Source organism: Burkholderia pyrrocinia (genome assembly GCF_001028665.1).
Lineage (GTDB): Bacteria > Pseudomonadota > Gammaproteobacteria > Burkholderiales > Burkholderiaceae > Burkholderia > Burkholderia pyrrocinia.
Map to the genome: position 1 here is coordinate 2,373,283 of NZ_CP011504.1, position 13,550 is coordinate 2,386,832.

Annotated in this window: 12 protein-coding genes and 2 pseudogenes; 7 read left to right on the forward strand and 7 right to left on the reverse strand. The window is 62.0% G+C overall.

The window, feature by feature from the left end; translation table 11 throughout:
* Positions 1-124: 124 nt before the first annotated feature.
* The 6 genes from ABD05_RS26750 to ABD05_RS26775 form a co-directional block, all read right to left on the reverse strand.
* Positions 125-418 carry a hypothetical protein gene (locus tag ABD05_RS26750; protein WP_175804780.1) on the reverse strand — a complete coding sequence of 98 codons (294 nt, stop codon included), beginning with the start codon at positions 416-418 and terminating at the stop codon, positions 125-127.
* Positions 419-776: 358 nt separating this feature from the next.
* The gene (locus ABD05_RS37935; protein ID WP_141685029.1) at positions 777-1,214 is read right to left on the reverse strand and encodes a hypothetical protein; all 438 of its coding nucleotides are present in this window, start codon (positions 1,212-1,214) and stop codon (positions 777-779) included.
* Positions 1,211-1,741, reverse strand: a complete 531-nt coding sequence (locus ABD05_RS26760; RefSeq protein WP_047902988.1) for a chemotaxis protein CheW — start codon at positions 1,739-1,741, stop codon at positions 1,211-1,213. Before ABD05_RS26760 ends, ABD05_RS37935 begins: the two co-directional genes overlap by 4 nt.
* A gap of 34 nt (positions 1,742-1,775) precedes the next feature.
* Entirely contained in the window at positions 1,776-3,506 is a 1,731-nt protein-coding gene (locus tag ABD05_RS26765; RefSeq protein ID WP_047902989.1) for a methyl-accepting chemotaxis protein, read from the reverse strand.
* A gap of 331 nt (positions 3,507-3,837) precedes the next feature.
* Complete coding sequence (locus ABD05_RS26770) at positions 3,838-5,217, reverse strand: sigma-54-dependent transcriptional regulator (protein ID WP_047902990.1); 1,380 nt, start codon at positions 5,215-5,217, stop codon at positions 3,838-3,840.
* Positions 5,199-6,698 (reverse strand): sensor histidine kinase, encoded by a 1,500-nt coding sequence (locus ABD05_RS26775; protein WP_338012463.1) that lies wholly within the window; start codon positions 6,696-6,698, stop codon positions 5,199-5,201. The genes ABD05_RS26770 and ABD05_RS26775 overlap by 19 nt, the downstream gene beginning before the upstream one ends.
* A 456-nt stretch (positions 6,699-7,154) precedes the next feature.
* Between ABD05_RS26775 and ABD05_RS39045 the strand changes: the two are divergent.
* The 5 genes and pseudogenes from ABD05_RS39045 to ABD05_RS36780 all read left to right on the forward strand — a co-directional run.
* Positions 7,155-7,374 (forward strand): annotated as a pseudogene (locus ABD05_RS39045) (IS3 family transposase); the annotation flags it as partial.
* A 366-nt stretch (positions 7,375-7,740) separates the two neighbouring features.
* On the forward strand, positions 7,741-8,418 hold the full coding sequence (locus ABD05_RS26780) for a YfdX family protein (RefSeq protein ID WP_034187967.1): 678 nt from the start codon (positions 7,741-7,743) through the stop codon (positions 8,416-8,418).
* 6 nt (positions 8,419-8,424) lie between these two features.
* A complete protein-coding gene (locus ABD05_RS26785; RefSeq protein ID WP_034187966.1) occupies positions 8,425-8,685 on the forward strand; it encodes a GlsB/YeaQ/YmgE family stress response membrane protein in 261 nt (86 codons plus the stop codon).
* Between the two features lie 605 nt (positions 8,686-9,290).
* Positions 9,291-9,512, forward strand: a pseudogene (locus ABD05_RS36775) (methyl-accepting chemotaxis protein); the annotation flags it as partial.
* 135 nt (positions 9,513-9,647) lie between these two features.
* Positions 9,648-10,619: an alpha/beta hydrolase family protein gene (locus ABD05_RS36780; protein ID WP_238594129.1), complete on the forward strand. Its 972-nt coding sequence runs from the start codon at positions 9,648-9,650 to the stop codon at positions 10,617-10,619.
* A 996-nt stretch (positions 10,620-11,615) separates the two neighbouring features.
* Here ABD05_RS36780 and ABD05_RS26790 read toward each other — a convergent pair.
* A complete protein-coding gene (locus ABD05_RS26790) occupies positions 11,616-12,008 on the reverse strand; it encodes a tautomerase family protein (RefSeq protein ID WP_047902992.1) in 393 nt (130 codons plus the stop codon).
* Between the two features lie 99 nt (positions 12,009-12,107).
* Between ABD05_RS26790 and ABD05_RS26795 the strand changes: the two genes are divergently transcribed.
* Both ABD05_RS26795 and ABD05_RS26800 read left to right on the forward strand, forming a co-directional pair.
* Positions 12,108-13,016, forward strand: coding sequence for a LysR family transcriptional regulator (locus tag ABD05_RS26795; RefSeq protein ID WP_047902993.1), 909 nt, complete (start codon positions 12,108-12,110; stop codon positions 13,014-13,016).
* Between the two features lie 133 nt (positions 13,017-13,149).
* Positions 13,150-13,545, forward strand: a complete 396-nt coding sequence (locus ABD05_RS26800; protein ID WP_047903834.1) for a tautomerase family protein — start codon at positions 13,150-13,152, stop codon at positions 13,543-13,545.
* Positions 13,546-13,550 lie beyond the last annotated feature (5 nt).

Genomic DNA, 13,550 nt, shown 5'->3' on the forward strand with positions numbered 1-13,550 from the left:
CAGTTTGTCGCAGGATGTTCGGTGAACCGAGCGCCGGCCGTATCGCGCTTCCGTGTGGCGACCACGTCACGCCCGCATGTCGTTTCGCCCCTCTTCAAGCGTGGATGAATTCTGCGCAAGCTTTCTACAGGTTCTCGACCGGAACGGGAATCGTCTCGCCTTGATACGGTATCGCCGAGAACGGTCCGACCGCGCGAAGGATCCGATGCCGATTCAGTTCGAAGGCCAGCCGAATCTGCTGTTCGCTCGTATCCCGGGCGCCGAGGCAGGTGCGGACCGTCTCGCGCAATAACGAAAACGAGCGATATCCCCAACCGAATCCATAAGCGGAAAATTGCAGCGTGCCCGCATCCGTCAAAACGGGCAGCGTGCTCTCGATCGGTAGCATGTTCATCCTTGGCACCTGTTTGAAGGCCATACGGTATGTCGCCGCGCATAGGGGCAGCGTGACGGTCAGGCGAGCATGCCGCGCTATCCGGTCCGCTTTCGACTACGTCCACCGTTGCACGGGCCGCTTCCTGTTCGCGCGAAATATGCAAGCGACGTGCCACGTCAAGGCCTATGCCGGACAAAGGCACTGCCAACAGCGAACAATCAGATGTGTCAATCAATCGATACACCGGCGTCAACGAATTAGACGCCGATCGAGGTTGATGTGGGTATTGTTTTATTGTCGTCAATCAACCGAAATAGTTTGGAAAGGGAGGCGATGCCGGTTACATCGCCGATACCATTCGTTCGTACGGCGAGTTGAAGCAAAGCCAGTGCGCATAACCTCATGGCGACGGCTCGAATCGAGGTCGGGCGAACGTCGACGAATCGTTCGGCTGCTTGACGCCGGATGTTGCCCGGGACGATTCGTCGAGCCACGCGATGATCGAATCGTACAGCGCGGCGAGGTGGTCGGCGCGCTCGCCGATCCGCCTGAGCATTTCCCGTTGCTCCGTAGTCGTGGCTTCCCATTGCCAACGCATGAATTGCTCGTATTGAATCGGCAACAGCTTCCGTTGCCCGATGTAGTAATGCGTGACTCGCTCTCGCATCGCAGGATCGGCCATGCGTCCTTCCGTCGTGTGCCGGGTCAATTTGTCGAAGGTCGCCCTCGCTTCGTCCACTTGAATGTCGACCAGATAAAACAGGATCGGCAAAAACTCGATGGGCCGCCATACCGGCGGCCGTTGCGTGTCTTTCGTCATCGGTTGAATGTCGATCAAGCTTCGCTCGGCCGGTTCCAGCACGCGCCGACATCGATCGTTTCCATCAGTCGATCGATGTCGAGCAGGGTCAGCATTTGTTCGCCGTCGTCCCCTTCATGGATGGCGAGGCCCGTGACGCATTCCGTTTGCATCGCGGTCCCGACCTCCGGCGCGGGGCGGCGAGCGGAGAGATCGATATCGACGACGCCGCTCACCGAGTCGACGATCAAACCGATCGCCTGTTCCGCACCGTCGAGTACGATGATGGCGGTCGGTACGGTGTCGCTGATCGGGTCCAGCGAGAACGTCATGCGCAGGTCGACGATCGGCATGACGAGGCCGCGCAGGTTGATCGTGCCTTTGACGAACGGCGGCGCATCGGCGGCGGGCGTCGGTTCTACATAGGGGCGAATTTCGCGGACACTCATGATATCGATGCCGTATTCGTCGTCGCCGAGCACGAAAGCGACAAATACCTGCTTGGTCGCGTCGCCGGCACTTTCGCGTACGGGTGTGCTCTCCGCGATTTCAACTGCTTCCGTCATGTCATGCTCCAGAAAATGGATGGTTCGTGCCGTATCAAAAGGCGGTCCAGTCTGCTGCCGCGTCCATCGCGGCACGGGGTGACGGCGCGCTTGCCTCCGTCACGGGCGTGCGGCCCGGTCGCACCGGCCGTGACACGGCCGCCGTGGTGGCCGCACCCCGGCGCGTCGCCGGCTGGTCGTAGGCATGGCTATCCACGGACCCGACACGGAAGAACGAGACGGCCTCGGTCAATCGATGGCCCTGATCTTCGAGCGACTTCGACGCGGCCGCCGCTTCTTCCACCAGTGCCGCGTTCTGTTGCGTGACTTCGTCCATCTGCGTGATCGCGATGTTGACCTGTTCGATCCCGCGACTTTGTTCGGAGGACGCCGCGGCGATTTCACCCATGATGTCTGTCACGCGTGCCACGGCCTTCGTCACTTCGGCCATCGTATGGCCCGCATCGTCGGCAAAACGCGAGCCGTCCCGAATCTTCTGGACGGATGCGCCGATCAACGCCTTGATTTCCTTGGCTGCACTCGATGAACGCTGCGCGAGGCTTCTCACTTCGCTCGCCACGACGGCGAAGCCGCGACCCTGTTCGCCCGCGCGGGCAGCTTCCACGGCGGCGTTCAGCGCGAGAATATTGGTCTGGAACGCGATGCCCTCGATGATCCCGGTGATCTCGGCTATCTTCGACGAGCTGTCGCTGATGTCGGTCATGGTTTCCACGACCTGGCTCACCACCGCGCTGCCTTTGTGCGCGACGTCCGACGCACCGTTGGCCAGGGCGCTCGCCTGTTGCGCGCTCTCCGCGTTCTGACGCACGGTAGCGGTGAGCTGTTCCATGCTCGATGCCGTCTCCTGCAGCGACGCCGCCTGTTGCTCCGTGCGAGACGACAGGTCCTGGTTGCCGGACGCGATCTGGCTGGATCCCGTCGCGATGCTGTCCGCGGCGGTACGGACTTGCCCGATCAGCCGGACGAGGCTCGCCTGCATCTCGCCCATCGATGCCAGCACGCTGCCCTGCGGCGCGGCCGCGGCGCCGTCCACGGTGCCGAGGTCGCCCGCCGCGACGCGGCGTGTGATGTCGCTCAGGGCGCCGGGTTCCGCGCCGAGTGCGCGCGTGATGCTGCGCGTGATCAGGAGCGCCGCAACGACGGCGGCGGCGACGGCAGCGAGACAGATGCCGATCAGCAGCGCGCGGTGTCTGTCGTACTGTTGCGCGGACGCCTGCTTGCTTTCGGCCGCCCGATTGCTTGCGAAGCCGGCGTAGGTGTCGGCTGCTGCGACGAGTTCCTTCAGTAGGGGCCGGCATTGATCGTCGATCATCGCGATCGCCTGGTCTCGCTGGCCGTGCAACGCAGCGTCGCCGATCGCGACGGCCACCGGGTCATATCGCGATTCGATGCGGTTGATCTCGGCCACCAGCGCGCGGCCTTTCGCCGTCACGTCGGGGTTGGTGGCGATGGCTTCGTTCAGCTGGCGAAGCCGTGCCTGCACTTCGTCGTGCGCCTGCGTCATCGCAACGCGTTCGGCTTCGATATCGTCGGGCTTCGTCACGAGCACCAGATTACGGACGGCGACCGCGCGACGAAGTACCGCCGCACGAACTTTTTCGGTCAACTCCGCGCGCGCACGCGCACCGTCGACGTAGTTGGCGAAACTGTCGTTCGCATCCCCGAGCGCACCGAGTGCGATCACCGAAACCAGAACCACCAGCGCGGCCATCATGCCGAAGGTCAGCGCGAGTTTCGCTCGCACGGTCAATTGTCCGAAGCTCATGTTTAGTCTTCCCCTGTCGTTTGCCCTGGTCGAGCGGTTGTCGTTGTGCTTGTTATGAACGTCGGGTCGGGAAGGCATCGACATGCGTCGACGCTCATCCGCGTCCCGTCGTTGAAATCACGATCACGCAGGGACCGGTACCGGCTTCGATGTCTTCGCGTGCTGTTTCGCGAAGGATGAGCGCCGCCTGCCCGGTGCGATCCGCGAGATCGCTCCGGGCAATACATGCAAGCGGTGTGCCACATAAAGGGGACTGTCGGACAAGGCTTTGCGGGCAGCGCGGCAGCGAGACTGTCAACGCATCCGGACACGCGTGTCCGGCAATCCGACGCTAGCCGATGTCGAGGTGTGCCATGCGCGTGTACAGCGACTGGCGGCTGATGCCGAGTCGCTTCGCTGCTTCCGCGCGATTATCGCCGGTGAGTCCCAGCGTGCGCAGGATCATCTCGCGCTCGACGGCGGCGAGTGCTTCCGACAGCGGACGATTGAGCATCGCGGCAGGCAGCAGCGCGTCGCGCGAAGGAACACCCGGTTCGTCGAGGAACGCGAGATCGCATCCGGTGACGACGGCGCCGGGCGCGAGCGCATTCACGCGCGCGATCGCGTTGCGCAGTTCGCGTACGTTGCCCGGCCACGCATACGCGATCAGGCGGCGCTCCGCCTGCACGGACAGCCGCTTCGTCGTAGTCGAGGCCGACGTCGTGTCGAGAAAATGGACGGCGAGCGGCGGGATGTCGGCCAGCCGCTCGCGCAGCGGCGGCAGATGAATGGGGATGACGTTGAGTCGGTAAAGCAGGTCTTCGCGAAACGTTCCGTTCGCGACCATGGTCCGCAGGTCCCGATGGGTTGCCGCAATCACGCGGACGTTCACCGAAATGGACCGGTTGACGCCGAGTGGGGTGACTTGCTGTTCCTGCAGCACCCGCAGCAGCTTGGCTTGCATGGAGGTCGCCATGTCGCCGACCTCATCCAGAAAAAGCGTGCCGCCATCGGCTTCGACGATTCGGCCGGTCCGTGCGGCCGTGGCGCCCGTGAAGGCACCTTTGCAATGGCCGAAAAGCTCGCTTTCGAGCAGCTCATGAGGAATCGCCGCGCAATTCACGGCAACGAACGGGCCGGCGCTACGCGACGACTCGACGTGGAGCACCCTGGCCGCGACTTCCTTGCCGGTTCCCGTTTCCCCGGTGATGAGAACGGTCGCATCCGACGCTGCCGCGCGGCCGATACATTTCTGTACTTCGCGCATCGCCGCGCTGATGCCGAGCAAGCGCGGCTCCGCACCGACAGGTTCGTCGAACGCGTCGACGTTCGCCTGCGCATGGGGAGCGGCATCGGACGGAGGATGGGCCGCGAAGATCCGCTCGAGCAGGCTCGCGATATCGTCGCGGCCGACCGGCTTCGTCAGGTGGTCGAATGCGCCGAGGCGCATGGCGGCGATCGTGTTGCCGCTACGGGCATAGGCGGTCAGTACCACGACGGGGACCGTCGCGAGTCGAGGGACGCGCCGCAGTTTCTCGAGCACGGCAATGCCGTCCATGTCGGGCAACCGGATGTCGAGGAATATGCAGGCGGGTTGCAGACCTCGGTCGACGCGGGCGAGCGCGTGCTCGCCCGTGCCGGCGCATAGGGTTTCGTGACCCAGATCGGTCAGCGTTTCAGACAATCCTTCGCAGAAGGCATCGTCGTCGTCGATCAGCAGGATGGTCGCCATGGGATATCGATGACAAAGCAAGTAGTAGGGGTGGCGGCGTGACAGGCGTTGCCGCCGTGCGACGCTGCGATCTCTCGAACCAGGGTGAGACCGAGCCCGCAGCCGCCGGGCCGCGCGCTGACGAAGGGCTCGAAGATGCGCGCGCGCTCGGCTTCGGCAACGCCGGGGCCGTCGTCGGCGACTTCGAGCACGAAGCGTGCGCCGCATGGTGAAGCGCGGCGGCTGGCCTCGACGTGAACCTTGCCGCCCGGGCGAACGTGCGCCAGCGAATTGACGATCAGATTGTCGAGCGCGCGACGCATCTGGGCAGGGTCGAATACGGGGCGATCGGTCGTGTCGCTGGTGAAGGCCGTCGGCATATTGCAGGCCACCGTCAGCGCGACATTCTTGCCGCGCGCGAGCTCGTCGTGTGTCTGCACGCTTTCCGAAAGCCACGTGGCCGGATCGACCGGCTCCAGGCGCGGCGTAACGGGCTGGGTGAGCGCCAGGAGCCTGGACACCTGGATTTCGATGCGCTCGATCTGGCCGAGTATCGAGCGCAGCGCCGATTGCTGCCGGCAGGCATCGCCGGCCAGCGCGTTCTCGGCTTTCAATCGCATCGCGCCAGCCGGATTGCGAATTTCATGCGCAACCTCGGCGGCCAGTGTGCCGAGCAGCGCGACACGATGTGCTTGAGCGAGGCGTATTTCCAGTTCGCTCGCTTGTTCGCGAGCATTGCGGGTACGCGCAGTACAGCGGTTGAATGCATGCGCGATCCGATCCAGTTCCGGCTCGCCCGGGCAGGGGATGCTGCCGGCGGAATCGGCGTCGTCGTTCGAGAGCGCCGTGTCGAGCCGCACGAGTTTGTCGCGCCATGCGCGCAGTGCGAATGCGAGATACAGGGAAACGGCGAACAGAAGCGCCAGAACGACGGCAAACGTTGCTACGATGGCGTCGCCCTGACGGACCAACATCGATTGCGCGCGCACAAGGGTCCATGCATAGAGCCCGGTATGTCCGTTCACGGGGCACGCGATCGCGATGACTGCGTCGTGGTGCCTTCCCGCTATTTCGGCGGCGGAGCGCACGCCGGTGGACGCTGCCGAGAGCGCGCTCAGGATCAGCGGCGTTTCCGCTTCCGGAATGTCGCGCTTGATGCCGCTGCCGGGGTACGACGGAAACGCGTAAGCCAGAAATCCACCGGCACGCTCGGGCGCATTCGCCGACGGCGCGGAATGCAACGCGCCAGCGTGCCAGAAGCCCCCTTCGATACCCGCGGATGCGGCAAGGGCCGCGTTGAGTACGTCGCGCAACAGTTGAACGCTCGGCTCCGTCGCGTGAGGTAACGACAGCGTGTAGTGGGAAGCAATCGCGTCGCACGCGTCGCTCGCGCGCTGCCTGGCGGATGCGATCCGGTGGCCTTCGGTGCAACTGGCCATTAACCAGACGATTGCGACCAGCGATGCGCACAACGCCGCGGCAAGTGCCCCGAGTAGCGACAATTGCGTTGAAAACCTCGGTCTGACTAGCGGCATGGTCTTGCGTGGAACGGTGCTACGTCGGTGCTCATGGAAATGGTCTGCACAATGCAGGGCAATCGCGTTCGCGTCTGCGTCGACGTTCGGTCGAGAACAATGGGGTGGCCGTGGGGACGATGTGGCGGGCCATTCTTGTTTGAAGCATGCGATGTATGCGGTACGCACGCACTCGCATCGCTCGTTTGGCAGGTTTTGTCAGACAACAGCTTCTGAAATGCGACACGTTCCGGCTGTGAAATCAATGTGTCAGGCCGGTTCGTGGTCGTATCCGGAAGTGATCCTTATTATCTGAATGGTACAGAAACGTTTTATTTTCGTCTTGTGCGCAATCGTTTGCGTACGTGCGCGATCAATAAAAAGCAATGCGGTCCCGCGTCCGCACCGGCACGCCGCGCGTGTGGAAGTTCAACCTCGGCAAGTTTGCGCGAGCAGCGTAGCGAACATTCGTCGACGCGAGCGGCGGTCGAGTCAATGGCGCCGATGATGGGCTGTACGGCGCAGACGCCGCTCGCATTGGGCAAACCAGGTCGATCATGGCGAGCGTGATGGCGTGACCACTGACGAACGCGAACGGCTGAAGGCCGTGGAGCGCAACGTTAATGAGACGAGGGAATCTGTCGGTTCCATTTTTTTCAGGCCGGCCTCGGTAACGATCTCGTCATGATGGAACATGCTCCGCGCATCCACCGGGATATGACGCACGGCCCGGCGCTGGCGCCTTGTCGTCGAAACCGACGAGAAAGTGACCTTAATTCGTATTTCTCTGTGTTGGCACGACGCGAACGCACTCCATTCTGCGGAATCCGAATCAACTCATGTGTTGATTTCCATCGAGAGGCTTCCACTGCGCGCCAGATGGGTTGGTGAAATCTCGTGTTGACCGCCAGGGTTAAGTTTCTTTTAAGTCCGCCTTCGTATCTTGTGTTCAGGGCGCGTGAATGATGCAACTGCGTGAGGTCCAGTCCGCCCTACGGGAACAACAACGATCAGAGAAGGAGAATTCGACATGTCCACCCTGAACAGAAAGAAAGTAGCCTTCTGCGTGATGTCGGTCGCATTGCTGGTCTGCGGTACTGTGCCTGCCGGCTATGCGGTCGCGGCCGTCACCCAGGCAAAGGCCGTCAACCAGGATTTCACGAAACTGTCGCATGCCGGGAATCGGGCCATGATTGACGTCATGATTGCCCGATCTGCGCTCTTCGACGGCCATCCTGAGGCGGCCACCCATCTGCTGGCCGACGCCAAGACGGCCATGCAGGCGGCGAAGTCCGACAACTCGGCCTTCATGAAGGCCGAATCGACGCTGAGCGACGCCGCCGGTGCACACGCCAACACGGCTACGAGCAATCAGGCTACGGCATGGCTGCCGGTCGGCGGTGACATGACCGTACTGGATGACTTTACCGCCCAGCCGGTCAAGGCCAAGGCAGTCGCCAACGCCAACGCGGCCTTGAAGAAGGGGGACCGCGAAGGGGCGATCAAGGCGCTGAAACTTGCTGACGTCAATGTCGCCTATACCGTCGACGTCGTTCCACTCGACCAAACTGCCGAGCGTATCGATCAGGCGTCGGCACTGCTGAACGCGGGCAAGTATTACGAAGCAGGTGTCGTCCTGCACCACGTGCAGGACAGCCAGCGCTTCGATCAACTCGATATTAATGCCGTGCCGGCCACCCGCGGATAAACCATCGTGAGCGATACCTCCCATAGCCTGCTAACGTGGATTCTCATCGGCGGTGCGTCAGGCTGCTTTGCCGGGGTGGTCTGGCGTGGACGCCCGTACCAGATCATTCGCGATATCGTTCTGGGCGTCATGGGCGCATGCGTGGTCTCAGGTATTGCTCATGTCCTAGATTTATCGGTAGCCAACAGCGTGTTTCTCGACATTGTCACCTCCACGGCGGGTGCGCTCGTCGCACTCGCCGCAATGCGTCAATTGCGCAAGACCTAGTCTGACGCGCAAGCGGCTGATACGCTCGATACACCGATTGTCGTCGCGCGCCGCGCTGCAACCGACGATCGTCAGGCAACTGAGGATGTTACAGGGCGAGAATCCTGCATGCGCCTTCAAGTTCCCCTCCTAAAAGTACGCGCGCGGCGTTTGTAGAGGTGGCTCCGGCATTTTCTGCTGTGCGCCCCGCAGCATCGGGATCGCGCGTCCGGAGCCGCACACAGATCGACGATGACGGTCCCGCGCGATGGAGCACGGGGTTCCCAATGCCGTCGATCACGAGTTCCCTTCAGCAAGTTTGCATTTTGTCGTAAACAACTTGTATGGACCATTCATCATCGCCTCGGGAACCTCTATGAGAAATATGTAAGGATCTAGCCGCCTGACTATCGGATTCGGGTTATTGACGGTCCTACTGGTGGCAATAGCCGTGACCGCGTTTTACGGACTGTGGCAATTGAACCATCAACTTGACGCTATTACGCGAGTAAGCAATACGGAAGCACGGTTGGCAAACCCACTATGCTCATCAATACAGGATCGCGCAATCGCCATCCGGAATCTGGCGTTGCTCACTGCCCAGCAAGATATGGCACAGGAAGCCGACCGCATTCCTTGCGCTCAACGCAGCGGTCGACGCGGCGCGTGCGGATGAGCAGGGACGAGGCTTCGCAGTTGTCGCAGGTGAAGTCCGAACCTTGGCACAACGAAGTGCGGTAGCGGCGAAGGAAATCAAGGAGCTCATCGGAACATCGGTATCTCACGTCGCTGCAGGTTCAAATCCGGTTTCGAACGCTGGAGCGACAATGGAGGAGATCGTCCGATCGTAAGCGATCGATAAACGACGCCCCTCGGTCATCAAACGTGTAAGAACGCTCTGATATCCTTCGCCTCTCATTCTGGCTGACCAGGGGAGTAGTGACATGCGTTGGATAGTGCCTCTCGTACTGGCGATCGTATGTATGTGTTCCGCGCTGGCTGATCCGGCCGCTTTTAACGCAGGGATAATCCGGCTCAAGGGGGTGAACGAAGCTGCCCCTTTCAACACGGTGATCTTTTACCCTACGCGTGAGCGCGAGGTTCCGTGGCAAGCGGGCCCGTTCACTGTTGAGGCGACGCGCGATGCTTCGCCTGTACCGGATGGCCATTTCCCCGTTGTATTGATTTCACATGGACGAGGCGGCGGTCCCTTCAGCCACCGTGAATTGGCCACAACTCTGGCTCGCGCCGGATTTATCGTCGTCTTGCCGACGCACGTTGGGGACGCTTCAGGCTATCCCCGAGCGCCGTCCCAAGCCCAGATTCTGATTGATCGCCCCCGGCAGGCAGAGGCCGCGCTCAATGCAGTCCTCGCGGATCCACGGTTTTCCGCGAGCGCCGATGTCGGCCGAATTGGCATGATCGGATACTCAGCCGGCGGCTACACTGCGCTGATTCTGGCCGGAGCGAAACCCGATTTTGCGTATGCCAGCGCGTACTGCGCAGATCACGATGATCCGGGATCGTGTCCGCGTCCAGCAACCAGCAATGGTGCGCACGGCACCCAAGGCAAAGCGGCCGTACCCGCTGACCTGGTAGCTTGGCAACCGCCCGTTGATCGCCGCCTGAAGGCCTTGGTGCTGATGGATCCGCTGGCGATGATGTTTGAGGCATCTGGCTTGTCCGCCGTGCGCGTACCGACGATGCTCTATCGACCGCGGGACGACAGCTATCTTGGTTCTGCGAGAAACGCTCTTGGAGTTGTGTCAGGCTTGCCCACACCGCCCGCAGTCCACATCGTGCCAGGCAACCACTTCGTTTTCATTGATCCTTGTCCGGCCTCGGTCGCAGCCAGTGCGGCACTGATCTGTCAGGATGCGCCCGGGAGCGATCGTGTGGAGATTCATCGCCAGATCGACCATGAGGTCGTGGACTTCCTACGCGCAAATCTATAAGTCATCCAGACTGAGCTGACCTGCTCCAGGGAAGCAACGCGGCGTAGTCGATGGCCGACCAAGCGGAAAGCCTGAAAGCAGTAGTGTCTATCTTCAAAGTCGACTAGTAGCCACGGCCGATTCCGTTGCCTTGGCCAATTCACGGAGGCTGAGGGGACCGCCGCCTCGTCCATGTGAAATCAATACAACGGGGAAGCGGCCATCCGGTACAGGCGAAGCATCGCGCGTCGCCTCAACGGTGACCGGACCCGCTTGCCACGGAACCTCACGCTCACGCGTAGGGTAAAAGATCACCGTATTGAAAGCGGCAGAGCCGGATTACCCCTGCGTTAAAAGCGGCCGAATCAGCCAGCGCGGAACGCGTACATACGATCGCCAGTACGAGAGGCACTATCCAACGCATGTCACTGCTCCTGGTCAGCCAGAATGAGAGGCGAAAGCTATTAGAGCGTTCTTGCACGTTTGATGACCGAGGGGCGTCGTTTATCGATCGCTCACAGTTGACTTATTCGCGATGCTACGCACGTGCGGTCTCGTCGCGCTCTTGTCCTCGGGCGTGATGAACCAGCTGACTGCCACCTTGGGACTTGGCCAGATATAGTGCTTGATCTGCAGCTGCGAGCAGATCGGTGAGTGCAAATCGCAGTACTTTACGGCGCAGCCAACAGAACGTTGAGTCAAATTTGTGCCGCCAAGCTGCTTGACTGACCCTGAAACGGGTTGGATTCGCTTTCGGGGATGACGTTTCGATTCGATGGCCGGGAATTGGGTTCGTCTCGATCGAGGAGGGAATAGCGCAACCATCGCGCTGGCGTTGCCGGTGATCACGCCCGGTTCGACCCTATCCCCGGCACACCCGGTCGTGCTCCGGCCAGTAGGCCGTCTCGCCGCCGATACCGGCGACACGGTCGGCTGGCCGCTCGGCGTGATGTCGGCAAAGCGCATCGTGACCGACCGTCCGATGGCGCGAGTGACGCAGGAGTTGGGGCGGCGGAGTCACGCCTTCGGCGCGTATTGCATCTCGCCGTTGCCGAACGACCAGTCTTCGCGCGCGACGTCAACGAGGCTGATCCACACATCTTCCTTGCGCACGCCGGCCTTCGCGTGGATGCCGTCCGCAACGGCGCGGTAGAAGGCCTTCTTCACGTCGATCGTGCGCCCCGCGTTCCAGGTGACCTGGATAAACACGATGCCGGACGTGTAAACCACGCCCAGATAACCGTCGGCCGGATAAACGAGCTCGTCCGGCGCATGGCGCGAAATGATCTGGAACTTGTCGTTCTCCGGGACGTTGGCGACTGTGGTCATCGCTTCGTAGACCGTGTCGCTGACAGCCTTGACGACTTCGGGCGATGCGTCTTTCGACAGATTGATTCGTACGAGGGGCATTTCATTCTCCGTGGACTGGTGTGCGATTGCGGTTGAGAGTAGGCTGGTGCACGAGTTTCCACAAACGAATGTTTTTCATTGAAATGTTGACGAATCGGAATGGTGATTGAAGAACTGAAATCGTTCATCGCGGTAGTCGACGCGGCTTCGCTGACCCGCGCGGCTGATCAGCTGTGCGTGTCGCAATCGACGATATCGAAGCGCATACAGCGGCTCGAGGAGGGGCTGGGCGCCACGTTGTTCGACAGAAACGCCAAGCCGCCGCGGCCGACGGCGCTTGCCAGCCGGGTCTACGAACAGGCCGTGCCGGTTCTGCGCGCGTTGAACCAGCTTCACGACATTGCCCGGGAAGATTCGCCGCCGTCGGGGACGCTGCGCTTCGGCTTGCCGCAGGCCGTCGCGGATATCGTGCTGTTCGACGCCGTCATGACCATGAAGGCGCGGTTTCCTGCGCTGGACGTGAGGTTGCTTACCGACTGGAGCGTCGGTTTGCAGCGCATGGTCGAAAACGGATCGCTCGACGTCGCGTTGCTGATGTTGCCGGCGGGGGCTTCGCTGCCGGAGGACTTCGGCTGCAGCCTCGTCACGAGATTCGATGTGAAGGTGGTGCAGAGCGCATCGAAGCCGGTCGTCGATGCTCGCGCGACGGTGGAAGCGCTGTCCGCCCACGGATGGATACTCAACCCTGACGGCTGCGGCTATCGCGCCGCGCTCGAGCGTGCGATGGCCAATCGGGGGCAGCGCTTTCGATTGAGCATCGACACCTATGGAACCGACATGCAACTCAGGCTCGTGGCCAGCGGGCTCGGGCTTGGCCTCGTGCCGACGGACGTGTTGCGCGCGAGCCCGTGGCGTTCGCAGCTCAGCGTCGTCGAGGTCGGCGGCTTTGCGCTGGCGCTGGACGTGTGGCTCGTGTTTCCGCGCGCGCTAGGCAATCTGCGGCGCGCGGTCGACGTGCTCGCGGAGTCGGTGGCGGCCTCCTTCGAGCAACAGGCCATTGGGCAGTAGCGACGCGCTGTGTCCGGAATCATTGCTTATCCGACATGGCGAGGGCGGCGAGCCGGGTGCCAGAATCGGCTGGCAGCATACGCACAGGCCGATGCCGCACGAGTTCGATCAATCACCTGGAATCCTGACCACCATGCCCTATCTGCAACTGGACGTGAACGACCACTATTCGGTGGAAGCCAAGCAATTGCTCGCCGCCAGAATGAGCGAGACCTATGCGCGGATGATGTCGGTCGATATTCGGCGTATCAGCGTCGCGATCCGGGAACTGGGGCAAGGCGGTGTCTGGCGCATTGCCGAGGCGGGCAAAGCGCCGGTCCCGGTCGCCGTGATGATGCTGGATATCCGGCGGGGGCGCCCGCCCGAGCAGCGCATGGAAGTGGCGCAGGCGCTTTGCGCGCACTGCGTGGAGATTCTCGGCTTGCGTGAGGACCGGCTCAATGTCGAATTCACGCAGCATTCCGGCGACGAGATGTACCACCCGGCGCTGGGCGGCTACAGCCCGGAGTGGGGCCCCGGCAAGCAATAGATCGT